This window comes from Amycolatopsis sp. Poz14 (assembly GCF_006704225.1).
GTDB classification, from domain to species: domain Bacteria; phylum Actinomycetota; class Actinomycetes; order Mycobacteriales; family Pseudonocardiaceae; genus Amycolatopsis; species Amycolatopsis nivea.
The window spans coordinates 8,195,795-8,218,398 of sequence record NZ_JACLHD010000001.1; the positions used below are offsets into that span (position 1 = coordinate 8,195,795).

At 69.6% G+C, this 22,604-nt stretch carries 20 protein-coding genes; 10 read left to right on the forward strand and 10 right to left on the reverse strand.

From position 1 onward, the window contains the following. Positions 1–63: 63 nt before the first annotated feature. Entirely contained in the window at positions 64–642 is a 579-nt protein-coding gene (locus FKO37_RS38005) for a TIGR03086 family metal-binding protein (RefSeq protein ID WP_238607600.1), read from the forward strand. On the opposite strand, the gene FKO37_RS38010 is transcribed toward FKO37_RS38005, so the two are convergent. Next, entirely contained in the window at positions 635–1,537 is a 903-nt protein-coding gene (locus tag FKO37_RS38010; RefSeq protein WP_238607601.1) for a neutral zinc metallopeptidase, read from the reverse strand. The two genes, FKO37_RS38005 and FKO37_RS38010, sit on opposite strands and share 8 nt — an antisense overlap. Positions 1,538–1,644: 107 nt before the next feature. Here FKO37_RS38010 and FKO37_RS38015 point away from each other — a divergent pair, with 107 nt between their 5' ends. Continuing rightward, positions 1,645–3,654, forward strand: coding sequence for a prolyl oligopeptidase family protein (locus tag FKO37_RS38015; RefSeq protein WP_238607602.1), 2,010 nt, complete (start codon positions 1,645–1,647; stop codon positions 3,652–3,654). Here the strand turns inward: FKO37_RS38015 and FKO37_RS38020 are convergent. Continuing rightward, positions 3,651–4,211, reverse strand: coding sequence for a hypothetical protein (locus FKO37_RS38020; protein ID WP_238607603.1), 561 nt, complete (start codon positions 4,209–4,211; stop codon positions 3,651–3,653). The genes FKO37_RS38015 and FKO37_RS38020 overlap by 4 nt on opposite strands. Before the next feature lie 107 nt (positions 4,212–4,318). Between FKO37_RS38020 and FKO37_RS38025 the strand changes: the two genes are divergently transcribed. From FKO37_RS38025 to FKO37_RS38040, 4 genes are all read left to right on the forward strand, one after another. Next, entirely contained in the window at positions 4,319–4,876 is a 558-nt protein-coding gene (locus FKO37_RS38025; protein WP_037809788.1) for a TetR/AcrR family transcriptional regulator, read from the forward strand. A 5-nt stretch (positions 4,877–4,881) separates the two neighbouring features. Continuing rightward, positions 4,882–5,403, forward strand: coding sequence for a DUF4865 family protein (locus FKO37_RS38030; RefSeq protein WP_238607604.1), 522 nt, complete (start codon positions 4,882–4,884; stop codon positions 5,401–5,403). A 9-nt stretch (positions 5,404–5,412) separates the two neighbouring features. After that, complete coding sequence (locus FKO37_RS38035) at positions 5,413–5,796, forward strand: tautomerase family protein (RefSeq protein WP_037809786.1); 384 nt, start codon at positions 5,413–5,415, stop codon at positions 5,794–5,796. Between the two features lie 110 nt (positions 5,797–5,906). Further along, a complete protein-coding gene (locus tag FKO37_RS38040; protein WP_158714422.1) occupies positions 5,907–6,725 on the forward strand; it encodes a phosphoribosyltransferase in 819 nt (272 codons plus the stop codon). A gap of 94 nt (positions 6,726–6,819) precedes the next feature. Here the strand turns inward: FKO37_RS38040 and FKO37_RS38045 are convergent, their stop codons facing one another. From FKO37_RS38045 to FKO37_RS47650, 3 genes are all read right to left on the reverse strand, one after another. Next, positions 6,820–9,636 (reverse strand): vitamin B12-dependent ribonucleotide reductase, encoded by a 2,817-nt coding sequence (locus FKO37_RS38045; protein ID WP_037809785.1) that lies wholly within the window; start codon positions 9,634–9,636, stop codon positions 6,820–6,822. Between the two features lie 38 nt (positions 9,637–9,674). After that, positions 9,675–10,166, reverse strand: a complete 492-nt coding sequence (nrdR, locus tag FKO37_RS38050; RefSeq protein ID WP_037809784.1) for a transcriptional regulator NrdR — start codon at positions 10,164–10,166, stop codon at positions 9,675–9,677. Positions 10,167–10,473: 307 nt separating this feature from the next. Further along, complete coding sequence (locus tag FKO37_RS47650; protein ID WP_238607605.1) at positions 10,474–11,115, reverse strand: LysM peptidoglycan-binding domain-containing protein; 642 nt, start codon at positions 11,113–11,115, stop codon at positions 10,474–10,476. 1,216 nt (positions 11,116–12,331) lie between these two features. Between FKO37_RS47650 and lexA the strand changes: the two genes are divergently transcribed. Further along, positions 12,332–12,991 carry a transcriptional repressor LexA gene (gene lexA, locus FKO37_RS38060; protein ID WP_167754212.1) on the forward strand — a complete coding sequence of 220 codons (660 nt, stop codon included), beginning with the start codon at positions 12,332–12,334 and terminating at the stop codon, positions 12,989–12,991. A gap of 563 nt (positions 12,992–13,554) precedes the next feature. On the opposite strand, the gene FKO37_RS38065 is transcribed toward lexA, so the two are convergent. Genes FKO37_RS38065 through FKO37_RS38075 form a run of 3 tightly spaced genes read right to left on the reverse strand, consistent with a single transcriptional unit; the run spans position 13,555 to position 16,605 of the window. Next, positions 13,555–14,556 (reverse strand): esterase-like activity of phytase family protein, encoded by a 1,002-nt coding sequence (locus FKO37_RS38065; RefSeq protein ID WP_238607606.1) that lies wholly within the window; start codon positions 14,554–14,556, stop codon positions 13,555–13,557. Positions 14,557–14,609: 53 nt separating this feature from the next. Next, entirely contained in the window at positions 14,610–16,055 is a 1,446-nt protein-coding gene (gene hflX, locus FKO37_RS38070; protein WP_238607607.1) for a GTPase HflX, read from the reverse strand. Between the two features lie 43 nt (positions 16,056–16,098). Next, positions 16,099–16,605: a transcriptional regulator gene (locus FKO37_RS38075; RefSeq protein WP_238607608.1), complete on the reverse strand. Its 507-nt coding sequence runs from the start codon at positions 16,603–16,605 to the stop codon at positions 16,099–16,101. 58 nt (positions 16,606–16,663) lie between these two features. On the opposite strand from FKO37_RS38075, the gene FKO37_RS38080 reads away from it, so the two are divergent. From FKO37_RS38080 to FKO37_RS38090, 3 genes are read left to right on the forward strand one after another with little or no spacing between them, the layout of a single operon-like run. Next, positions 16,664–17,917 carry an MFS transporter gene (locus FKO37_RS38080; protein WP_134668637.1) on the forward strand — a complete coding sequence of 418 codons (1,254 nt, stop codon included), beginning with the start codon at positions 16,664–16,666 and terminating at the stop codon, positions 17,915–17,917. A 9-nt stretch (positions 17,918–17,926) separates the two neighbouring features. Next, entirely contained in the window at positions 17,927–20,434 is a 2,508-nt protein-coding gene (valS, locus tag FKO37_RS38085; RefSeq protein WP_238607609.1) for a valine--tRNA ligase, read from the forward strand. 10 nt (positions 20,435–20,444) lie between these two features. Continuing rightward, positions 20,445–20,759 (forward strand): putative quinol monooxygenase, encoded by a 315-nt coding sequence (locus tag FKO37_RS38090; RefSeq protein WP_238607610.1) that lies wholly within the window; start codon positions 20,445–20,447, stop codon positions 20,757–20,759. A 54-nt stretch (positions 20,760–20,813) separates the two neighbouring features. Here the strand turns inward: FKO37_RS38090 and dapF are convergent, their stop codons facing one another. Together dapF and miaA are read right to left on the reverse strand one after the other, a co-directional pair. Then, the gene (dapF, locus tag FKO37_RS38095) at positions 20,814–21,647 is read right to left on the reverse strand and encodes a diaminopimelate epimerase (RefSeq protein ID WP_078870310.1); all 834 of its coding nucleotides are present in this window, start codon (positions 21,645–21,647) and stop codon (positions 20,814–20,816) included. Positions 21,648–21,656: 9 nt separating this feature from the next. Beyond that, positions 21,657–22,577, reverse strand: coding sequence for a tRNA (adenosine(37)-N6)-dimethylallyltransferase MiaA (gene miaA, locus FKO37_RS38100; RefSeq protein ID WP_037809770.1), 921 nt, complete (start codon positions 22,575–22,577; stop codon positions 21,657–21,659). Positions 22,578–22,604: the final 27 nt, after the last annotated feature.

Consider the following 22,604-nt stretch of genomic DNA (forward strand, 5'->3'; position numbering starts at 1 on the left):
TCCACCGCAGTTGGCCCGGTTTTGGCTCTCTTCCTGGACCGATCTGGCGGTTAGCGTGAGCCTATGACCACGTTCGACCTCGACCGGCAGTCCCTGCTCGTTCTCGACCCGATCGTCTCGAAGATCACCGCGGCGGACCTCGACCGGCCCACGCCGTGCGCCGGCTGGACGCTCGCCGACCTGCTCCGCCACCAAGTCAGCGAAAACCACGCCTTCGCCGAAGCAGCACGCAACGGCTCCGCGAAGGACTGGGACAGCGGTCAGCTCGGCGAAGACCCGTACGCCGCGTACGCAGCTTCGGTGACCGACTACGTCGCCGCGTACGGAGAAGCCGACGTCGCGGAACGAGAGATCGCCATCAACACCTTCGGCACTTTCCCGGGCACAGTCGCGATGGGTATGCACCTCGTCGACACCGTCGCGCACGGCTGGGACCTCGCCAAGACCCTCGGCGTCGCGTACCACCCGGTGCCGGACGCGGTGCACGCCGTGTGGAAGTCCGCGCTCATGATCCCGACCGACCCGAAGGAACGCGTCGAACGCGGAGCCTTCGCGCCGGTGGTGCCCGTCGACACCGGCGAAAGCGAACTGGACCAGTTCCTCGGCCGGCTGGGCCGCGACCCGCAGTGGCGCGTCAGCTGACCTTGTCCGCAGGGGCCGACCAGGTGTCGCAAGCGGCCGGGCCGGCTCCGGTGTAACCGGCCTTCGCCCAGGCCAGCTGGTTCGCGCGGGTGCCGTGGTCGCCGCTGTCGTCGGCGCGGCCGTAGTCGGCGACGGCGGCGTTCGCAGTGGCCCGGCTGATCGACCCGCGGTCCGCCGCGGCGTTGAGGAACAACGCGCCGAAACAGTTCGCCTGGAGCTCGATCCGGCGCACGACCGCCTTGTCCGCGTCGCTGCTCGGTTCCGGCGAACCCATCTCCGTGCTCGCCGCGTCGAGGATGCCGCTCTCGCGCTGCACGTGGTGGCCGTACTCGTGCGCGAGCGTCGCCAGATGCCGGGCTCGGCTCAGCCCGGCGTCCGACAGCATCCACTCGGTGGGCGCGTAGATCGTGGCGTCGCCGCCGCAGTAGTACGCGACCGCCTCGTCCCGGGACGGCGCGTTGCCGCACGCACTGGTCTTCGGCAGCGTGACCGACACCTTGACCGGCAGGTTCGGCTCGTCCGCTTTGTCCAGCGCGGGCTGCCACGCCTGCTTCAGGCAGCCCACGAGCGCGGTGTAGAACGTTTTGAGCTGCTCCGGGTCCCGGCTCAGGTCCGGCAGGTCGCACGACACCGGGCCGAGCGCGACGCCCTCGGCCAGCAACGGGTTGCCGCTGAGCTTGCGCACCGGTTTGGCGTCCTGGCGGTCCGGCATCGCGTCGGCGTCCGGGGCCGCGATCGCGTGCCCGGACACCTCGTGCGGCACCACGGCCATGAGCGCGAGCGTGACCGCGACGACGGCCACCGCCGCCACGGCGCCCAGCGCTTTGCCCGCCTTCCGGCGCGGCGGCGGCTGCGGTGCTGCGGGAGGCCACGGGCCTCCGGCGTAATACGTCATTCCTCCCCCTCCCGACCAGCATACGGAGACCGCGCGCGGGCCTGGATCACGAAACGGGAACGCCGGGATCCTGGCCGGATCCGCGAGCGGCAGCGAGACTGGACGCTATGACTGTCGAAGATCCGTACCTGTGGCTTGAAGACGTGACGGGCGACGAGGCGCTCGAATGGGTCCGTTCGCGCAACGCGGAGACGCTCGACGCGCTCACCGCGAGCGAGAGGTTCGGGCAGCTGCGGGACTCGATCCGCGAGGTGCTCGACGCGGGCGGGCGGATCCCGTACGTCGCGCGCCGGGGGACGCACTACTACAACTTCTGGCAGGACGCCGACCACCCGCGCGGGCTGTGGCGGCGCACCACGCTGGAGCAGTACCGCACCGCCGAACCGGACTGGGAGATCCTGCTCGACGTCGACGCGCTCGCCGCGGCCGAGGACGAGAACTGGGTCTGGAAGGGCGCCGCGGTGCTGCGTCCCGGGCACCGGCTCGGCCTGGTCCAGCTGTCGAGGGGCGGCGCGGACGCGACCGTCGTCCGCGAGTTCGACCTCGACGCGCACGAGTTCGTGGAGAACGGTTACACCCTGCCCGAGGCGAAACACCGGATCGGGTGGATCGACGCCGACCGGGTGTACATCGGGACGGACTTCGGCCCGGGCTCGCTCACCACGTCCGGCTATCCGCGGCTGGTGAAGGAATGGCGGCGCGGCACCCCGATCGAGGACGCGGTGCTCGTCGCCGAGGGCAAGCCGGACGACGTCGCGGTGTTGGCGTACCACGACCCGACCGAGGGTTTCGAACGCGATTTCGTGCACCGGGCGATCGATTTCTACCGCACCGAGTACTTCGAGCGGACCCCGTCCGGGCTGGCCAAACTGGACCTGCCCGAGGACGTCGAGGTCTCCACGCACCGCGAATGGCTGCTCGTGCACCCGCGCAGCGCGTGGACCGTCGGCGGCACCGAACATCCCGCGGGCACGCTGCTCGCGATCGGCTACGAGGCGTTCAAATCCGGCGACCGAGAGTTCACCGCGCTGTTCACGCCGGACGCGCACACGTCGCTGGACTACTACACGTGGACCCGCAACCACCTGCTGCTCGCGACGCTGCACGACGTCAAGTCGGAGCTGCGCGTACTGACTCCCGGCCCGGACGGCTGGGCCGAAGCGGAACTGGGCGGCGCGCCGGAATTCGGCAGCGCGCAGATCGTCGACACCGAACCGGACGTCGACGACGAGTACCTGGTGGATTCCTCCAGCTACGTCCAGCCGTCCACGCTCACCCGCGGCGTCGTCGGCGGCGACGTCGAGGTGCTGAAGCAGGCGCCCGCGTTCTTCGACGCGGCCGGGATCGAGGTCAGCCAGTACTTCGCGACCTCGGACGACGGCACGAAGATCCCGTACTTCGTCGTCCGCCCGCCCGGCGCGGAAAACGGCCCGACGCTGCTGTACGGGTACGGCGGTTTCGAGGTTTCGCTGACCCCTTCGTACGGCGGGGTCGTCGGCCGGTCCTGGCTGTCGCGCGGCGGAACGTACGTGGTCGCGAACATCCGCGGCGGCGGCGAGTACGGCCCGGAATGGCACATGCAGGCGGTGAAGGAGAACCGGTACAAGGCGTTCCAGGACTTCGCCGCGGTCGCGCGCGATCTCGTCGCGCGGGGCATCACGACGAAGGAACGGCTCGGCATCCAGGGCGGCAGCAACGGCGGGCTGCTGATGGGCGTCATGCTCACCCGTTACCCGGAACTGTTCGGCGCGATCGTGTGCCAGGTGCCGCTGCTCGACCTGAAGCGCTACCACCTGCTGCTGGCCGGTGCGTCGTGGATGGCCGAATGGGGCGACCCGGACGTCCCGGAGGAGTGGGAGTACATCTCCAAATACTCGCCGTACCAGAACGTTTCCGCGGACGGCGAGTATCCGCCGATCCTCTTCGTCACCTCTACCCGCGACGACCGCGTGCACCCTGGGCACGCGCGCAAGATGTTCGCGCGGATGCAAGAACAGGGCCACGACGTGGAGTACTTCGAGAACATCGAAGGCGGCCACGGAGCGGCGGCGGACAACGAACAACTCGCGTTCCGTTCAGCGGTCGCGTACGAATTCCTCTGGTCGAAGCTTTCCTAGACCAGCCCCCGGGGCCGCGCCCGCACGCGCGGCCCCGGGCGGATCGACGGTCCTCTGCGGACTTCCGCGAGCGCCCGCTCGAACCGCGCCCAGGCGTCGGTGACGAACGCCAGCCACGGCACGCCGAGCCGCCGCAGCGCGCGCCCGTGGCCGACTAACACGCCGCCGGTTTCCAGAATCGCTTTGGCTCGCCATCTCGCACTCGCTGAGATTCTTTGCCGCCGCAACAGGTCCACGTGATAGCTGAGCCGCCGTTCCACCCCGGCGAACACCCGGGCGGCGACCTCCACGGTGACCGGGTCGCGGGTGCCGTCCCGCAACGCGCTGTAGTAGCCGAGCGCGAGCACGTCGGAGATCAGCTGGCTCATCACGTCGCTTTTCGCTGACTGGCTTGCGGTTTCGAGAAGCCTCAGCTCGTCCGGCGGGTGCCGGAACCTCCGGACGCTGCGCGCCACCACCGGATCCAGCGGAACCACGCTCCCCCACACCGGCCGCGGCCGGACCTTCCGTCGCCGCGCCTCCGCCTCGAACACCGCACTCCAGTCCACGGCGGCCATGCTGCCGCCCGGATGTGCCGGTGCCGCGGGGAGAATGTGGAGATTCAGTGGGGGGAGAGCTCGCACCCGGTCTTGTCTCTGTACCTACTAGTATGTACGGTGAGCTTATGTCCACGAGAGACCAGCTCATCGCGAGCACTCAGGACCTGCTGTGGGAGCGGGGGTACGTCGGCACCAGCCCGAAGGCGATCCAGCAGCGCGCCGGGGCCGGGCAGGGCAGCATGTACCACCACTTCACCGGCAAGGCCGACCTGGCGCTCGCCGCGATCCGGCAGAACGCCGACGACCTGCGCGCCTCCGCCGAGGCAGCGTTCGCCCAGGGCACGACGGCGGTCGAACGCGTTTCGGCTTACCTGCTGCGCGAACGGGACGTCCTGCGCGGCTGCCCGGTCGGACGGCTGGCGCTGGACCCCGAGATCGTCACGAACCCGGAATTGCGTGCGCCGCTGGAGGAAACGTTCGACTGGCTGCGCGGTCGTCTCGCCGAAGTGCTCGCCGAGGGCATCGCGAACGGCGAACTGCCGAGCGACCTCGACCCAGCGGCAACGGCAACCACGCTGGTCGCGGTGCTGCAGGGCGGGTACGTCCTCGCCCGGTCGTCCGGGACGGTCGAGCCGTTCGACCAAGCGATCCGCGGCGCGCTCGCACTCCTCGAGCGGCGGTGACGTCGATGTACGCCATGCAGTACGAGATCGATTTGCCCGCTGGATACGACATCGAGCACCGAGTCGCGACCCGAGGCCACCGCACTGACGCGTTCCCCGGCTTGGGACTCAAGGCGTATCTGGTGCGCGACAACCAGTACGCGCCGTTCTACCTGTGGGCCGACACCGCCGGAATGAGCCGATTCCTTTGGGGAGGCGGCGGATTCGACGGCATAGTCCAAGACTTCGGCCGACCGCCAGTGCACCATTGGACCGGCGCGCGCTGTCTTCCCGGCCCAGCGCGCGCGACCGCCCCGGAGTTCGCGACTAAACGCGTAGGGCAGTTTTCGGAAGACATCGACCGCGAATTAGTCGAACTCGCGCAGCTGTCCCAAAACCCAGCCGTGCACACCACCGCACTGGCCATCGACCCGCAGCGCTGGGAAACCGTGCGCTTCACCCTCTGGACCACCATCCCGGACGAGGACAGCGACGTCCAGTACCGGGTGCTTCACCTGTCCCGCCCCGAAATCGACCAGCTGAGCTGAGAGGTCCCCATGCCGCTCGTCCGCATCGACGTGCTGTCCGAACCGAACGCCGACCGTCTCCCCGCCATCGGCGAAGCCGTGCACCAGGCGATGACCGAAACGATCGACGTCCCCGCCGACGACCGGTTCCAGATCCTGAACAGCCACGCCCCGGACCGATTGCGTTACGACCCAGGCTATTTCGGCGTCCAGCGCGACGACGACATCGTGTACATCGCCATCACAATGCGCGCCGGCCGCACCAATGAACAGAAAACCGCGTTGTACCGGCGAGCGACCGAACTCATCGCCGAAGCGACGGGGATCGAACCGCGGAACGTGTTCTTCAGCCTGACGGAAAACCACGAGGTGGACTGGTCGTTCGGCGAGGGTGTCGCGCAAATGCTGTCTTGACGCTTTCTTGCGCAAGGAACTGCCGTGACTCCTCATCACGGAAACCGCTCCCCGGCAAGGCACCGCTGTGCCAAACTGCGGTTGGTCGTTTGCCGTTGAGGGGGTCCCCGTTGACCGAGGAACGTTACCAGCCCGATAGTCGCGCTAACCACCTCGAAGCTTGGAAGCTCACTCGGTCAGGATCCGCGTGGTTCCTCCAGTATCGCGGCGTCCCGGCGGTCACTGATCACGTTCTCGGTATTCTGCCCAGGGCGAAAGCCGTCGGCACCCTCAGCCACGACCCTCAGTGGCCTTACCGGATCCGCATGGATTTCAATCCGGACGGATCCTTGGCGGAGTTCCTGGATTTCTTGCAGGAAGTGCTCGTCATCCACATCAGGCAAAAAGGCTATCTGGATGCCGCGATTGCACTGGACTTCTACACGCGACCAGCCAAGAATGGGGCAGGCGACCTGGTTTACACGCCGACAGCGCAGTCGATCCGGCTGATCAAGCATTACGAATCCGCCGAGCAAGGCGAAGTGGACCGGGCCGGGCAGGAGCTGTGCCGTTCGCTGAGCGACGCGATAGTTCGCCACGAGTGGTTCAACGAAGCCACTCGGATTCTCGCCGTTCCCGGACATGTCCGGGACAAGCCGTCCGTCAGCGTCCTGCTCGGCACGCTGCTGTCGCGGGAGCTCGGCATCGAACTGACCCCGGTCAGTTGCACAACCCCGCTGCGGAAACCCGCGAAACTCATGTCGCCGCGCGAGCGCGCCACCATGCTCCATGAGTTTCGAGTCGACGAAGACCTTGCCGGCGAGACAATCCTTGTCTTGGACGACGTCTACCACACCGGCTACACCATGGCGGGCGTCGCGAACGCGGCGCGAAGGGCCGGGGCCGGCACAGTGCTCGGACTCGCCGCCGCTAGGAATCTACGCCGCTAGCTCGCGTGTACGTCCGATTCCTGCCGGGACAAACGTCGGCCGGGAAGGGACAGGCACACTGCCCCTTCCCGGCTGTGTCTCGCTTAACGACCGATCAGCTGCAGCCGGACGTCGCCCCGCAGCCCTCGCAGGCGTAGCACGATCCCGCGGGCCGCATCTTCGTGCCGCAGGTCATGCAGAGTGGTGCGTCCGCGGCCTTGCCGAGGTGCAGTTCCATCAGCTCGGCCGTGCTGTGCGCGTCACGTCCTGAAGTGTCCGTTGTGGACTCTTCGGTGCGAGCGGGCGACGCGTCGACACTGCTGCGCAACGCGTCGATGTCGAGGCTCTGGCCGCCGTAGTTCGCCTCGACCTCGGCCGAGCGTTCGTCCGCGGTGAAAATGCCCAGTTGCGCGCGCTTTTCGTACGGCAGGTAGTCGAGCGCCAGGCGGCGGAACAGGTAGTCCATGACGCTCGTGGCGATCCGGATGTCCGGGTCGTCGGTCATGCCAGCCGGTTCGAAGCGCAGGTTCGAGAACTTCGAGACGTAGAACTCGAGAGGGATGCCGTGCTGCAGGCCGACCGAGATGGACATCGAGAAGGCGTCCATCACGCCGGACAGCGTGGAACCCTGCTTGCCGAGCTTCACGAAGATCTCGCCGAGGCCGTCGTCCGGGTACGAGCCCGCGTGCAGGTAGCCCTCGGCGCCGCCGACGGTGAACGACACCGTCTGGCTCGGGCGCTTCTTCGGCAGGCGGCGGCGCACCGGGCGGTATTCGACGACCTTCTCCGGCTCGGTCTCCGCCGCGGCTTCCTTCTTCTTCCCCGTCGACAGCGGCTGGCCGACCTTGCAGTTGTCGCGGTAGATCGCGAGCGCCTTGAGGCCGAGTTTCCAGCCCTGGAAGTAAATCTCCTCGACGTCCTCGACGGTCGCCGACTCCGGCATGTTGACCGTCTTCGAGATCGCGCCCGAGATGAACGGCTGCACCGCGGCCATCATCCGCACGTGGCCCATCGGCGCGATGGACCGGTCGCCGACCGCGCAGTCGAACACCTCGTAGTGCTCGGGACGCAGGCCCGGCGCGTCGACCACGTGGCCGTGCTGCGCGACGTACTCGACGATCGCCTCGACCTGCTCGGCCTGGTAGCCCAGCACCTGCAGCGCGCGCGGCACGGTCTGGTTCACGATCTGCATCGACCCGCCGCCGACGAGCTTCTTGAACTTCACCAGCGAGAAGTCCGGCTCGATGCCCGTGGTGTCACAGTCCATCATGAAACCGATGGTGCCGGTGGGCGCGAGCACCGAGGCCTGCGCGTTGCGCCAGCCGTTGCGGGTGCCGAGCTCGATGCCCTTCTGCCACTCCTCCGACGCGAGCGCGCGGACCGCGGCGTCATTGCTGTGATAGGTGCGGACGAGCTCGTTGGCCGCGGCGTGCTTGCGCATGACGCGCTGGTGCGCTTCGGCGTTGCGCGCGTAGCCCTCGTACGGCCCGACGACGCCGGCCAGCTCGGCCGAACGACGGTACGACACGCCGGTCATCAGGGACGTGATCGCGGCGGCGAGCGCGCGGCCACCCTCGGAGTCGTAGGCGTGGCCCAGCGCCATCAGCAGCGCGCCGAGGTTGGCGTAGCCGATGCCGAGCTGGCGGAACTTGCGCGTGGTGTCGGCGATCGGCTCGGTCGGGAAGTCGGCGAAGCAGATCGAGATGTCCATCGCGGTGATGACGAACTCGACGGCCTTCGCGAACAGCGGCGCGTCGAACGTGCCCTCCTCGGACACGAACTTCAGCAGGTTGAGCGACGCGAGGTTGCAGCTCGAGTTGTCGAGGTGCATGTACTCGCTGCACGGGTTCGACGCGGTGATCCGGCCCGATTCGGGGCAGGTGTGCCAGTCGTTGATCGTGCTGTCGTACTGGACGCCCGGGTCGGCGCATTCCCACGCCGCCTGCGCCATGCTGCGGAACAGCTTCTTCGCGTCGGTGCGGTCGATGACCTCGCCGGTGAGCCGGGCGCGCAGGCCGAAGTCCGTGCCGTTCTCGACGGCGTGCATGAACTCGTCGGACACGCGGACCGAGTTGTTCGCGTTCTGGTACTGCACCGAGGAAATGTCGGAGCCGGAGAGGTCCATGTCGAACCCGGCGTCGCGGAGGACCTTGATCTTTTCCTCTTCGCGCGCCTTGGTCTGGATGAATTCCTCGATGTCCGGGTGGTCGACGTCGAGCACGACCATCTTCGCCGCGCGCCGGGTCGCCCCGCCGGACTTGATGGTGCCCGCGGACGCGTCGGCGCCGCGCATGAACGAGACCGGACCGGACGCGGTGCCGCCGGAGGTGAGCAGTTCCTTCGAGGACCGGATGCGCGAGAGGTTGAGGCCCGCGCCGGAACCGCCCTTGAAGATCAGGCCTTCCTCGCGGTACCAGTTGAGGATCGACTCCATCGTGTCGTCGACGGCGAGGATGAAGCAGGCGGACACCTGCTGCTTCGAGGACGTGCCGACGTTGAACCACACCGGGGAGTTGAAGCTGAAGACCTGGTGCAGCAGCATCCAGGTGAGCTCGTGCTCGAAGATCTCGAGGTCGGACGGACCGGCGAAGTAGTCGTGCTCGGCGGCGGCCTTCACGTAGGTGCGCACCACGCGGTCGATGAGCTGCTTGAGGCTGCTCTCGCGCTGCGGACTGCCGACCGCGCCGCGGAAGTACTTGCTGGTGACGATGTTGGTCGCGTTGACCGACCAGAACTCGGGGAATTCGACCCCGCGCTGCTCGAAGTTGACGCTGCCGTCGCGCCAGTTGGTCATGACGACGTCGCGGGTCTCCCACGCGACCTCGTCGTAGGGGTGGGTCCCCTCGGTGGTGAAGACCCGCCGGACGGTGAGGCCCTTGTTCGGCTTCTTGTTCTGTCCGGCCGCGGCGCCGGTTCCCACGGTTTCGGTCATGCGGTCCTGTCCCTCGCTCCCCGCGACCCGGTGACGGCTCAGTCGTCGCCGGCGCGCTCGCCTTCCTGGTCCTCCGCAGTTCCCGCCATGGCTTTCCGCAGGTCGGAGATCTCCTTCTCGAAGTCCTCGACCGAGGAGAAGGAGCGGTAGACGCTGGCGAACCGGAGATACGCGACGCCGTCCAGTTCCCGCAGCGGGCCGAGGATGGCGAGGCCGACCTCGTGGCTGGGGATCTCGGCGAGCCCGGCGGACCGGATCGACTCCTCCACGCGCTGCGCGAGCTTCTGCAGCGCGTCGTCGTCGACCGGGCGGCCCTGGCAGGCCCGCCGCACTCCGTTGACCACCTTGTCCCGGCTGAACTGCTCGGTGGCGCCGGACCGTTTGACCACGGCCAGCACCATCGTCTCCGACGTGGTGAAACGCCGTCCGCACTCGGCGCACGAACGCCGCCGCCGGATCGCCTGTCCCTCGTCCACCTCTCGGGAGTCGACGACCCGAGAGTCCGCATGCCGGCAGAACGGGCACCTCATCCGCCGATCACCTTCCCCTCCGCGCCGGTCGATTCCTGTCCCGACCGGCCCCTGCCGCCACGCTACGGCCTGGACCGCGGTCACCGCGCGCGACCCCGCGCCTGGTGATCGACTTGTGGACATCCGGTGGGCAACTGCCGACCAGCTGTGGACAACTGCCGCCAGTCTACCCCTACCTGTGGACCAACTACAGCGGTGTAACTACTAGATATAGGGGTAGACCATAGATCGCCTCCGGGGCGGGCGCAAGAAACCCGAGAGGGTGAAAGAGCGGTTGCGCAAGATGCGACCGGGTGGTTTCCGAGAGTCATGGCCCCGACGCGCCGCCTGTTCCTTCGCCCGAACCGGCCCCGGACCAGGCAACCGGCACGGTGAGCGGCATGCCGGGCAGCAGCGCGGTGTCGTCGAGGTTGTTGAGCTCCTTGATGCGTTCGACGACCGCGCTCTGGTCGGCGTTCGGCGCGAACCGGGCGGCGAGCGCCCCGAGCGAATCGCCGGGCTGCACGGAAACGGACGCGGTCCGCGACGGCACCGGGCCGCTGGACACGCCGGCGCCGAACACGCCGAGCCCGGTGACGATGAGGCAGGCCGCGAAGGCGATCGCGAACAGCCACGGCCACCGCACCGACGGCCGGGCCTCGGTACGGCAGGCCACGCCACCGCGCCGCCCGGCGACGACCCGCTCCCGGGACGGCGGCCGCAACGGCTCGCCACGCCGCTCGCGCGCGGTGCGCCCGGGGTTGCCCGGGACGGCGGCGGGGATGTGCCGGACTGTGCGACGGGCCTCGCGAGGAAGGGTCTCTTCGGTTTCGACGGCGGAGGGGGCGGAGGTCTGGAATCCGGCTCGTTCGGCGGACCGGACCGCCGCGCGGCCGCGCGCCGCACGCTCTTCAGTTTTGACGCCAGAGGGAGCCGAGGTCTGGACCCCGGCACGCTCGGCTGACCGCACCGCAGCGCGGCCGCGTGCCGCACGGGTCGGGTGTGCTTCGGTTCCGACAACAGAGGGGGTCCGGAACCCAGCTCGCTCGACAGGCCGCGCCGCACGCTCTTCAGCTTCGGCACCAAAGCGGGCGGATGCCTGGAACCCGGCCCGCTCACCAGAGCGCACCGCAGCGCGGCCGCCGACCGCACCGGTCGGGCGCTCTTCAGCTTCGACAGCAGAGCGCGCGGACGTCTGGAACCCAGCCCGTGCGACGGACCGAACGGCGGCGGCAGAGCGCAGTCCGGCATCATCGCTCGGCACCGATCGCTGGAGATCGGCTCGCTCGCCGCCTCCGAGTCCGGCTTCCTCTGCTGCCAGCCAGGCACGCCGCCGCCCGGCCGCGCCGCGTGCGCCTTCCCGGGGCTCGCGCGCACCGCGTCCGCGCCGTGCGTCAACCCGGACGGACTCGCCGCGCGCAGCCTCGCCGGGCCGATCCGCGCCAGGGCCGCGCCGCGCGCCGGTCCGGCCGTGAAGGTCGACCACCTCGGCAGAACCGGCCGCGGAGCCCGGAACCTCGCCGGATTCGGCTTCGGAGCCCGAAGGAACACCATCCTTTCGGGTGGCGTCTATCCGCTCCGCGCGTCGCCGCGAACGGCGCGTCGGGCCGCCCCGCCCGGGTTCCCTCCGGGCGGGGGCCGTCCCGTCCGACGCGGCGCCGCCCTCGACAGGGCGGACGGCAGGGACGGGCCGAAGCGGGCGGACCAGCCCGCGATCTGCCAGGATCGACATTCCGGAACCTCCTCGTGACCTGCGAATCCGTCCGGTCCGGGCCGTACACCTGCGCCGCAGCGGTCCAGATCGAACAGGCGTTCTATCGAACGTCCGTGCGAAGGTCTACCACCCCGCACCGACAAAATCGAGAGGACACGGCGTGTCGATCGAACAGATGTTTGAAATCGTCGCGCGCGGTGGCTAACGTCGGTGACCAGGACATCTGCCGGACCGGCTCCGGCGGGTGCCGCCGGACGGGCGTTCGCGGAAAACGCGGATCCCGGACCGGCGCACGCGGACACGCGCGGGACGCCGACACGGCGACCGCGGGACGGCTGGAGGCGACGCAGCGTTGGAGAAGGACACGGTGAAGGGCACCGCGGCGAAGGGGGCCAAGACGGCCTCGCGAGGCAAGGCGTCCGCACAATCCGCGCGCGAGTCCGGCCACGAGAGCACGGGGAAGGTGAGCGCCATGCCGGAGGTGTACGACGTGGACGAGACGCTGACCGTCCGCCAGCAACAGGTGCTCGACGTCATCCGCACGTGGGTGAGCCGCTTCGGCTACCCGCCGAGCGTGCGCGAGATCGGCGAGGCGGTGGGGCTCACGTCCACGTCGTCGGTGTCGCACCAGCTGCGGGCGCTGCAGCGCAAGGGCTACCTTCGCCGCGACGCCAACCGGCCGCGCGCGGTGGGCGTGCTCGCGTCCACTGACGACAACCCGATGGGCATCGACATCGACCAGCAGCCGTCCGTGCCGAAGGCGGCGTACGTGCCGCTGGTCGGCCGGATCGCGGCAGGCGGTCCGGTGCTCGCCGAGCAGGCCGTCGAGGACGTTTTCCCGCTGCCGCGCGAAATCGTCGGCGAGGGCGAACTGTTCCTGCTGAGCGTCACCGGCGATTCGATGGTCGACGCCGCCATCACCGACGGCGACTGGGTCGTCGTCCGGCAGCAGCCCGCCGCGGAGAACGGGGACATCGTCGCCGCGATGATCGACGGCGAGGCCACGGTGAAGACGTTCAAACGCAAGGACGGACACGTGTGGCTGATGCCGCACAACGAGGCGTACGAGCCCATTCCCGGTGACGACGCTTCGATCCTGGGCAAGGTCGTGGCGGTACTGCGGCGACTCTGAGCCGTGGCGCGCTCCCCTCCCCCGAAGCCCGGGTGAGGGGAGCGCGCGCTGGGGTTGGGGTTCGCTGCCGACTGTCGTGAGGCTGCGCGAGGCCGGAAGCAGCGCTACGGCAGGAACGGCCGCAACTCTGGCGCAGTTCGTGCGGAGCGGTGGCGCGGCGGAAGTGGCGGCGCAGCGACGGGCGGCATGCAAGAGCATCGCGGATGAGCGGTGTTCTGGTTCGGTGTTGCGGCAGGAACGGCGGCACGCAAAAGCGGTGCGGCGAGCGCGGTGCCGCACAAAAGCGGTGCGGTGAGTGCGGTGCCGCGGCAGGAGCGGTGCGGCGAGAGCGGTGCCGCGGCAGGAGCCTGCCGTCAGGAACGGTGCTGCGGCGGGAGCGGCAGCGCGCGGCGGCGGCGCATGAGGAACGGTGCCGCGCCCGGGGGTAGCACCTCTGGAACGGCGGCGCGCGCAAGAGCGGCATGCCAGGAACCGCGCCACGGCAAGAACGGCGTGTCAGGAACGGGCGTCACGGCGGTAACGGCGCGCAAGAACGAGCAGCGAGCCGTGGCGAGCACCGCGAGTCAGGCGCGGCGACGTTTCCTGGCCAGCAAAAACCAAGCACCGAGAACAACCACCGCAGCAATGGCAGCAGCGGGAATCAGCGGAAAGCCACCCGACTCCTGCTCAGCTGGCTGAGGAGTAGCAGCACCACCGGGCTTAGGCGCAGGCGCTTGCGGCGTGACCAAAGAAGTCGCGTTCTTGATCGCCCGCACCGGTTCGCCGACGCCTTCGCTCGCGGACAGCAACGTTCCGTCCGGCTCGAAAGCAATAGCCTCGCCCTGCTTTTCATTCGGCAGCGCAATCCGGACCGGCTCTCGTTGCAGAGCAGCCGCAACATCCCCGTCCGGGGCCGCGTACAAATACGCGTCCGTGTAGGTCCGCAGTGCGATGACCTTCCCGTCCGCGCTCGTCGCGCCTCCAGTGATCAGCGCCGACCCGAACGAGCCCACCGGGCCGCCTGGGGTGTCGGTGCTGTGGACGCGCAGGGTGCCGACCTGCTCCAGCTTCGTCGGGCCGGGAGTCGCCAGCGGGGCTGACGGCCGATAGACCTTCGAGGTGCCCAGCAGATCCTTGGTCACCAGGAACGGCGTGCCGGACTGGTCCAGAACCAGGGTCTCCGTGTCGTGCGGGCCGTCCGGGTAGGTCAGGCGATGCACGACGGCCGGGCCGCCAGTCGGTTTCAGTTCCAGCAGGGCGATCGTTTCGCGTTTAGCGCGGTTGTCGCCGGTATCGGAAAGCCAGAGGGTGCCGTCTTTGCCGCGGGCCAGGTCCTCGACGTCGTACGGGTCCGTCGAGTCGGTCAGGACGTCCGTCACCTGGCATTTCCGGTCCAGGACGAAGACCTGCACTTTGGTGCCGCCGTCGTTGATCGCGTACCAATGCTCACCGTCGGAGGCAAGGCCGGACAGTTCGTTGAGGCGCTTGTCCTTGACCTGGCACAGCGTCTCCGGAGCGGGAGCAGCCGCAGCGGGGACAGCTCCCGCGAGCATCAGGACAGCCGTCAGTGCCAGGACGACCCGCACCAGTTCACCTCCGTAGTGCACGGCCCGCTCGGACCGTGCACTACGGAAGACGTTCAGAGCGCCGAGGCGTTGGTCTCGAACGCCCGGAGAGCCGCGGCGAGATCCGGCCGGACTCGCGCCTTCAGGCGCGTGCCGTCGGCGACGTGCTCTTCTTCCAGCACCTCGCCTTCCGCGTGCGCCCGGGACACGAGCTCGCCCCGCGCGTACGGGACCAGCACGTCGATCACCGTTTCCGCGCGCGGCAGCCGTTCGGCCAGCACCTCGGCCAGGTCGGCCACGCCCGAGCCGGTGCGCGCGGAGATCTGCACCGAGCCGGGCAGCGCGTGGCGCAGCCGGGCCAGGGTGACGTCGTCGGCCGCGTCGGCCTTGTTGATCACCAGCAGCTCCGGCGGGAGCGGCTCCTTGCGGCTGCGGGTGATCTCGGCGAGCACCTCGCGCACCGCGTTGACCTGGTCCTCCGGGGCCGCGTCGGAACCGTCCACGACGTGCACGAGCAGGTCGGCGTCGGCCGCCTCCTCCAGCGTCGAGCGGAACGCGTCCACCAGCTGGTGCGGCAGGTGCCGCACGAACCCGACGGTGTCGGTGAGCGTGAAGGTGCGCCCGTCGGCCGTCTGCGCCCGGCGCGTGGTCGGGTCGAGGGTGGCGAACAGCGCGTCCTCCACCAGCACCCCGGCCCCGGTCAGGGCGTTGAGCAGGCTCGACTTGCCGGCGTTGGTGTAGCCGACGATCGCCACGCTCGGCACCTCGTTGGCCACGCGCTTGCCGCGCTTGGTCTCGCGGATGGTGTCCATCGCGGCGATCTCCCGGCGGAGCTTCGCCACGCGCTTGCTGATCCGCCGCCGGTCCGTCTCCAGCTTCGTTTCACCAGGCCCGCGCAGGCCCACGCCGCCGTTCGCGCCGCCCGCGCGGCCACCGGCCTGCCGGGACAGCGCCGAACCCCACCCGCGCAGCCGCGGGACGAGGTACTGCAGCTGGGCCAGCTCGACCTGTGCCTTGCCCTCCTTGGACCGGGCGTGCTGGGCGAAGATGTCGAGGATCAAGGCGGTCCGGTCGATCACCTTGACCTTGACCTTCTCCTCCAGCTGGCGCAGCTGGCCGGGCGAGAGCTCGCCGTCGCAGATCACCGTGTCGGCGCCGGTCGCCACGACCACGTCGCGCAGCTCGCGGACCTTGCCGGACCCGACGTACGTCGCCGGATCGGGCTTCTGCCGCCGCTGGACGAGGCCTTCGAGCACCTCCGAGCCCGCCGTCTCGGCCAGTCGCGCCAGTTCGGCCAGCGACGCCTCGGACTGCTGGGCGGTGCCTTCAGTCCACACGCCGACCAGCACAACGCGCTCCAGCCGAAGCTGCCGGTACTCGACCTCGGTGATGTCCTCGAGCTCGGTGGACAGGCCCGCGACCCGGCGCAGCGACGCGCGGTCCTCGAGCTCCATCTCCCCGACCGAGGGGTCGTAGGGGTCGTTGTCGTCGCAAAAGTCTTCGTGTGTCTGTTCTGTCATCGTGCCTCCATGGTCCCACGTTTCGGCGCGGGAACCGAACGGATTACCTGCTGGGATAAACCGAGACGTACACGGCCGTGCGTTCCGAGGCCGGATCGCGGGGCCTGGCCTTGAATTCTTCGAGCAGCCCCTCGAGCCGCCGCTTGAACTCCGCGACGTCCTCGGCGCCCACCTGGACCACGAGCCGGGTCGTCTCCGTCTCCGCCAGGTCGGCCTCCGCCATTTCGGCCAGATAGGCCTCGAGCATGGCCTGGTTGACCGCGACCGCTTCGGCTTCGGCGTTGTCCAGCTGCCACGAAAGCCCGGTGGACAGGTACGGGATCTCCTTCGCCCCGCGCGCACCGCGCCGAGGTTCCTGTGCCACGAGAAAACCGGTGTCGACCAGGCGCCGCACGTGGTGCAGCGTCGTCGCCGGGTCGCGGCCGAGCCGGGCTGCCAACTCCTTGTTCGTCATCGCTTCGAAAGAGGTCAACCGGATGATGCGCAGCCGTATTCCGGACGCGAGCGCGGCCGCCTCGGCTTCGGTGGAGGGACGTCGGTGGAACGGCATCCCCGCAGCCTAGACAAAGTGATTGACACTTTCCAATCACTCGGCAACACTCGATCGGGTGCGTCGCGACTCACTCTTCTTCCACGCCGATTTCCGCAGGCTGTGGGCCGGGGACACGGCGAGCCAGCTGGGGATGTTCGTCGGCGTCACGGCCATTCCGCTGCTCGCCGCCGTCACGCTGGCCGCCACGCCGTTCGAGATGGGCCTGCTGACCATGGCCGAGACGCTCGGCTTCCTGGTCCTCGGCCTTCCCGCGGGCGTGTGGGTGGACCGGATGCGCAAACGGCCGCTCATGCTCGCCGCCGACCTGGTCCGCGGGGTGCTGCTGCTCAGCGTCCCGTTCGCCTGGTGGGCCGGCGTGCTCACGATGGCGCAGGTCCTGGTGGTCGTGCTCTTCGTCGGGTTCGCGACGGTCTTCTTCGACGTCTCCTACCAGGCGTATCTGCCCGCGCTGGTCGGCCGCGAGAAGCTGCTGGAGGGCAACGCGAAGCTGCAGGGCGTGCAGTCGTCGGCGCAGATCGCCGGGCCGAGCCTCGCCGGCGTGCTCGTGCAGTTCATCGGCGCGGCCAGCACGGTCCTGGTCACCGGGCTCGGCTACCTCACTTCCGCGCTGTGCCTGTGGCGCATCCGCACCGTCGAAACCCTCCCGGAACGCACCGAGCACGACCGCCTGGTGCCGCAAATGCTCGAAGGCCTGCGGTTCGTCGTCGCCGACCGGCCGCTGCGCGCGATCGTCGCCTGCACCGCCACGTCGAACTTCTTCGGCGGAGTGGTCCAAGCCGTCCAGGTGCTGTTCCTGACGCGCACGGCCGGGCTGAAACCGGCCGAGGTCGGCGGCCTGCTCGCGGTGAGCGGCATCGGCGGCATCGCGGCCGCGCTCTGCGCCGGGCCGATCATCCGGAAGATCGGGCAGGCCCGGTCGATCTGGCTGGTCCCGGTGCTGTTCTGGCCGGGCGAGATCCTGGTCCTGGCGGCCGCGCCGGACTGGCGGATCGCGCTCGCCGGGCTCGGGATGGCCGCGTTCGGGTTCGGCGTGATCCTCTACAACATCGCGCAGGTCTCCTACCGCCAGGCGATCACGCCGGACCGGCTGCTGGGCCGGATGAACGCGAGCGTCCGGTTCGTCGTCTGGGGAGCCCTGCCGCTCGGCGGGCTGCTGGGCGGCGGGCTCGGCGAATGGCTCGGGCTCGCCGGCGCGCTGTGGATCGGCACCGCCGGGCCGATCGCGGGCGCGCTGTGGGTGATCTGCTCGCCGCTGCGGCGCATGCGGGACCTGCCGACGGGCGGGGAAATCGCTGTACCCGCCCCGTAAAGTGCGGGCATGGACGAGAAGATCCCGCACAAAGCCGGCGTCGACGGCCTGACCGCCAAATGGGTGCCGGTGTGGGAACGCGAAGGCGTATACCGGTTCGACCGGACGCGCCCGGACGTCTACTCGATCGACACGCCGCCGCTGACCGCGAGCGGCTCGCTGCACATCGGGCATGTCTTCTCCTACACGCACACCGACGTTCTCGCGCGCTACCAACGGATGCGCGGCCGTTCGGTCTTCTACCCGGTCGGCTGGGACGACAACGGCCTGCCCACCGAACGCCGCGTGCAGAACCATTTCGGCGTGCGCTGCGAGCCGTCGCTGCCCTACGACCCGGCTTTCACCCCGCCGGAAAAGCCCGGCAAGAACGCGATTCCGGTGTCCCGGCGCAATTTCGTGGAACTGTGCCGCCAGCTGACCGAAACCGACGAGAAGGTGTTCGAGGAGGTCTGGCGGAGCATCGGGCTTTCGGTGGACTGGACGCTGGCGTACCAGACGATCGACCCGGCGACCACGGAAATCTCGCAGCGCGCGTTCCTGCGCAACCTCGCGCGCGGCGAGGCGTACCAATCCGAAGCCCCGACGCTGTGGGACGTCACCTTCCGCACCGCTGTCGCGCAGGCTGAGCTGGAAGACCGCGAACGGCCCGGCGCGTATCACGACCTCGTGTTCACCGCGGAAGACGGCGCGGAAGTGCTCATCTCCACCACGCGGCCCGAATTGCTGCCCGCGTGCGTCGCGCTCGTCGCGCATCCGGATGACGAGCGCTACCAAGGCCTTTTCGGGAAGACCGTGCACACGCCGGTGTTCGGCGTCGAGGTGCCGGTGCACGCGCATCACCTCGCGGATCCGGAAAAGGGCACCGGTATCGCGATGGTCTGCACCTTCGGCGACACCACCGACGTCACCTGGTGGCGTGCGCTGCAGCTCGAAACGCGTCCGGTGCTGGGCCGCGACGGCCGATTCCGCGCAGAACCGCCGCACGGCGTCCCGGCCGACGAATACGAACCGCTGGCGGGCAAGACTGTCCACACTGGACGCCAAATTCTGGTGGACCTCCTGCGCGAGGCGGGCGCGCTGCGCGGCGAGCCGAGGCCGATCACGCATCCGGTGAAGTTCTACGAAAAGGGCGACAAGCCACTGGAAATCGTCACGAGCCGCCAGTGGTACCTGCGCAACGGCGGCCGCGACGACGCGCTGCGCGCGAAACTGCTCGAGCGCGGCGAGGAGCTGAACTGGGTCCCGCCGCACATGCAGGTCCGCTACCGCAGCTGGGTCGAGGGCCTGACCAGCGACTGGCTGGTGAGCCGCCAGCGGTTCTTCGGAGTGCCGATCCCGGTCTGGTACCCGCTGGACGCCGACGGCGAGCCGGATCACGACGCGGTGCTGACGCCCGACGACGCGAACCTGCCGGTGGACCCGAGCACCGATGTCCCGCCGGGCTACACCGAGGACCAGCGCGGCGTCCCGGGCGGCTTCGTCGCCGAGGCGGACGTGATGGACACCTGGGCGACGTCGTCGCTGACGCCGCAGATCGCCGGCCGCTGGAGTCTCGACGACGACCTGTTCCGCCGCGTGTTCCCGTTCTCGCTGCGGCCGCAGGCGCACGAGATCATCCGCACCTGGCTGTTCTCCACCGCGGTCCGCGCCGAACTGGAAGAAGGCGTGCTGCCGTGGCGGGACGCGGTGATTTCCGGCTGGGTGCTCGACCCGGACCGCAAGAAGATGTCGAAGTCCGTCGGCAACGTCGTCACGCCGGCGGATCTGCTGGAGCGGCACGGTTCCGACGCGGTGCGCTACTGGGCGGCGAGCGCGCGGCCGGGCGTCGACACGGCGGTCGACGAAGGCCAGATGAAGGTCGGGCGACGGCTGGCGACGAAGCTGTTGAACGTGAGCCGGTTCGTGCTCGGGCTCGGGATCCCCAAGCCGGAGTCAGCCGTCACGGAGCCGCTGGATCAGTCTGTGCTCGCCACGCTGGCGAAGGTGGTCGAGGAAGCGACGGCCGCGTTCGAGGCGCTCGACCAGGCGCGTGCACTGCAGGTGACCGAGACGTTCTTCTGGACATTCTGCGACGACTACGTGGAGCTGGTGAAGGGCCGCGCGTACGGCGATCTCGGCGCGGAGGCAGCCGAATCGGCGCAGGTGGCGCTGCGGACGGTGCTGTCGGCGCTGGTGCGCATGTTCGCGCCGGTGCTGCCGTTCGCCGCCGAGGAGATCTGGTCGTGGTGGCAGGAAGGTTCCGTGCACCAGGCGGCGTGGCCGTCGGTGCCGGTGGTCGACGGTGACCCGTCGCTGCTGACGCTGGCGGGCGAGGTGATCGCGGCGGTGCGTCGGGCGAAGTCGGACGCGAAGGTGTCGATGCGCTCGCCGGTCGAGACGCTGACCGTGGGCGGCCCGGCGGAGACGCTGGCCCGGTTCGCCGCGGTGGCCGCGGACGTCCGGCTCGCCGGGGCGATCGGCGAGATCACCACGCGCGACGGCGACTTTTCGCTCGATGCCAAGATCGTGACCCCGTAGGGTGGTTTCCGTGGATTCCTACGTGCTCGTCGTCGCCGATGTGTCCAGCAGCCCCGAGAACTCCGAGGAGTTCGGCCGGGCGCTGCACGAGTTCGCGGCCGCCTGCCGCGAAGAACCGGGCTGCCTGTCGTACGAAGTGTTCCGCTCCGACGAAACGCCGGGGCGGTACGTGAGCATCGAGAAGTACGCCGACGACGCGGCGTTCAAGGCGCATCGCGAGTCGGACCACTTCCGGGAGCTCGGCCTGGGCCGCGTGCTGCCGCTGACCATCGACCGCGATGTGCGGATGTACGACCGGCCGCGGGAAATCCCGCCGGCGAACTGACTCTGCCGCGGCTGGCCGTGGGCGGCGAGCCGGGTTACGACCCCGGCTTGCCGCTCACAGCGGCGAACCGGCGGCAGCCCACCAAGCCTCGTCGATCTCGCCGCGGGCCACGATCTCCGCGGGGCCGGACAGCGTCGAGTCCCCGCGCGAGATCGTCACCGACACCTGCCCGCCCGGGATGTCCACTGTGGACTCGCCGGTGTCCTTGCCCGCGAGGTGCAGCGAGGCGGCCACCGCGGCGACCGTGCCGGTGCCGCAGGCGCGCGTCTCCCCCACGCCGCGCTCGTGGACGCGCATCCGCAGCGCGCCCTCGCCGAGCACGTTGACGAATTCCAGGTTGACCCCGGCCGGGAAGACGTCGTGGTCGAAATCAGGCTGGTCGCGCAGGTCGAGGCCGGCGATATCGGTGTCGGTGACCGAAACCAGGTGCGGATTGCCGACGTTCACCGCGACCCCGGAGAACGCCTGCCCGGCCACCATGGTGACCGACGTGCCGGTGATCGCCGCCGGGCCCATCTGCACGGTGACCGAACGGTCCGGGTGCACGACGACCGGCCGGTCGCCCGCCCGGGTGCCGATGACGAACTCGCCGTCCGATTCCAGACCGGCGTCCACCAGGTAGCGCGCGAAAACGCGGGTGCCGTTGCCGCACATCTCGGCGATCGAGCCGTCGGCGTTGCGGTAGTCCATGAACCACTCGCCGGCCGATTCTTCGCCGATCGCCTTCGCGCGCACGACGCGCAGCACGCCGTCCGCGCCGAGACCCCGCTGCCGGTCGCACAGCGCCGCGACGCGCTCCGCCGTGAGGTCGAGGCGGCCGGCCGCGTCAGGCAGCAGCACAAAGTCGTTCTGCGTGCCGTGGCCCTTGAGGAATTCGATGCCGCCCATGCGTCCAGGTTACTGGTCGAGCGCGGCGCGGACCCGCGCGGCCAGGTCCGCCGATCCGCCGTCGAACCACCGGATCCGCTTGTCCCGGCGGAACCACGAACGCTGCCGCCGCACGAACCGGCGGGTGGCCTGCGCGGTCGCCGCCGCGGCTGCCGCGAAGTCGCCTTCGCCGTCCAGTTCGGCCAGCACCTGCTGGTAGCCGAGCGCCCGCGAAGCGGTTTTCCCCTCCCGCAGCCCGCGGCCGAGCAACGCGCGCACCTCGTCCACGAGACCGGCCTCGAACATCCGCTCCACCCGCAGGTCGACGCGCTCGTCCAGCTCGGCGATCTCGCGGTCGACCCCGATCAGCACGGTGTCCCAGCGGGCCGGACCCGGTTTCGGCAGGTTCGCGGAGAACGGCTCGCCGGTGATCTCGATGACCTCCAGCGCCCGCACGATGCGGCGGGTGTTCGTGGGCAGGATCGCCGCCGCCGCGACCGGGTCGCGCTCCCCCAGCCGGGTGTAGAGGGCGGCGGTGCCGAGTTCGGCGGCCTCTTCGTCGAGCCGCGCGCGCACCGCGGGGTCAGTGCCGGGGAAACGGAGATCGTCCAGCACCGCTTGCACGTACAGCCCCGAGCCGCCCGTCAGCACCGGGACCCGGCCCGCGTCGAGAATCCGCTCGATCGTGCTGCGGGCGTCACGCTGATAGGCGGCGACCGACGCCGTCTCGGTCACGTCGAGTACGTCCAGCAGGTGGTGCGGGACCCCTCGCCGTTCCTCCGCGGTCGCTTTGGCGGTGCCGATGTCCATGCCCCGGTAGAGCTGGAGCGCGTCGGCGTTCACCACCTCGCCGTCCAGCGCCAGCGCGAGTTCGACGGCCAGTGCCGTCTTCCCGGTGGCGGTGGGGCCGACGACGGCCACCGGACGGGGCCGTTGAGCTGGGCTGATCACGCCGCAGAACGGTACCCGGCCGGGGCG

Excerpts from the sequence above, each read along its gene's own strand:
- valS (WP_238607609.1), top strand. The coding sequence starts at position 17,927 with ATGGACGAGAAGATCCCGCACAAAGCCGGCGTCGACGGCCTGACCGCC.
- nrdR (WP_037809784.1), bottom strand. The coding sequence starts at position 10,166 with ATGAGGTGCCCGTTCTGCCGGCATGCGGACTCTCGGGTCGTCGACTCC.
- FKO37_RS38005 (WP_238607600.1), top strand. The coding sequence starts at position 64 with ATGACCACGTTCGACCTCGACCGGCAGTCCCTGCTCGTTCTCGACCCG.
- FKO37_RS38010 (WP_238607601.1), bottom strand. The coding sequence starts at position 1,537 with ATGACGTATTACGCCGGAGGCCCGTGGCCTCCCGCAGCACCGCAGCCG.
- FKO37_RS38015 (WP_238607602.1), top strand. The coding sequence starts at position 1,645 with ATGACTGTCGAAGATCCGTACCTGTGGCTTGAAGACGTGACGGGCGAC.
- lexA (WP_167754212.1), top strand. The coding sequence starts at position 12,332 with ATGCCGGAGGTGTACGACGTGGACGAGACGCTGACCGTCCGCCAGCAA.
- FKO37_RS38075 (WP_238607608.1), bottom strand. The coding sequence starts at position 16,605 with ATGCCGTTCCACCGACGTCCCTCCACCGAAGCCGAGGCGGCCGCGCTC.
- FKO37_RS38030 (WP_238607604.1), top strand. The coding sequence starts at position 4,882 with ATGTACGCCATGCAGTACGAGATCGATTTGCCCGCTGGATACGACATC.
- FKO37_RS38020 (WP_238607603.1), bottom strand. The coding sequence starts at position 4,211 with ATGGCCGCCGTGGACTGGAGTGCGGTGTTCGAGGCGGAGGCGCGGCGA.
- FKO37_RS38025 (WP_037809788.1), top strand. The coding sequence starts at position 4,319 with ATGTCCACGAGAGACCAGCTCATCGCGAGCACTCAGGACCTGCTGTGG.
- FKO37_RS38045 (WP_037809785.1), bottom strand. The coding sequence starts at position 9,636 with ATGACCGAAACCGTGGGAACCGGCGCCGCGGCCGGACAGAACAAGAAG.
- FKO37_RS38035 (WP_037809786.1), top strand. The coding sequence starts at position 5,413 with ATGCCGCTCGTCCGCATCGACGTGCTGTCCGAACCGAACGCCGACCGT.
- dapF (WP_078870310.1), bottom strand. The coding sequence starts at position 21,647 with ATGGGCGGCATCGAATTCCTCAAGGGCCACGGCACGCAGAACGACTTT.
- hflX (WP_238607607.1), bottom strand. The coding sequence starts at position 16,055 with ATGACAGAACAGACACACGAAGACTTTTGCGACGACAACGACCCCTAC.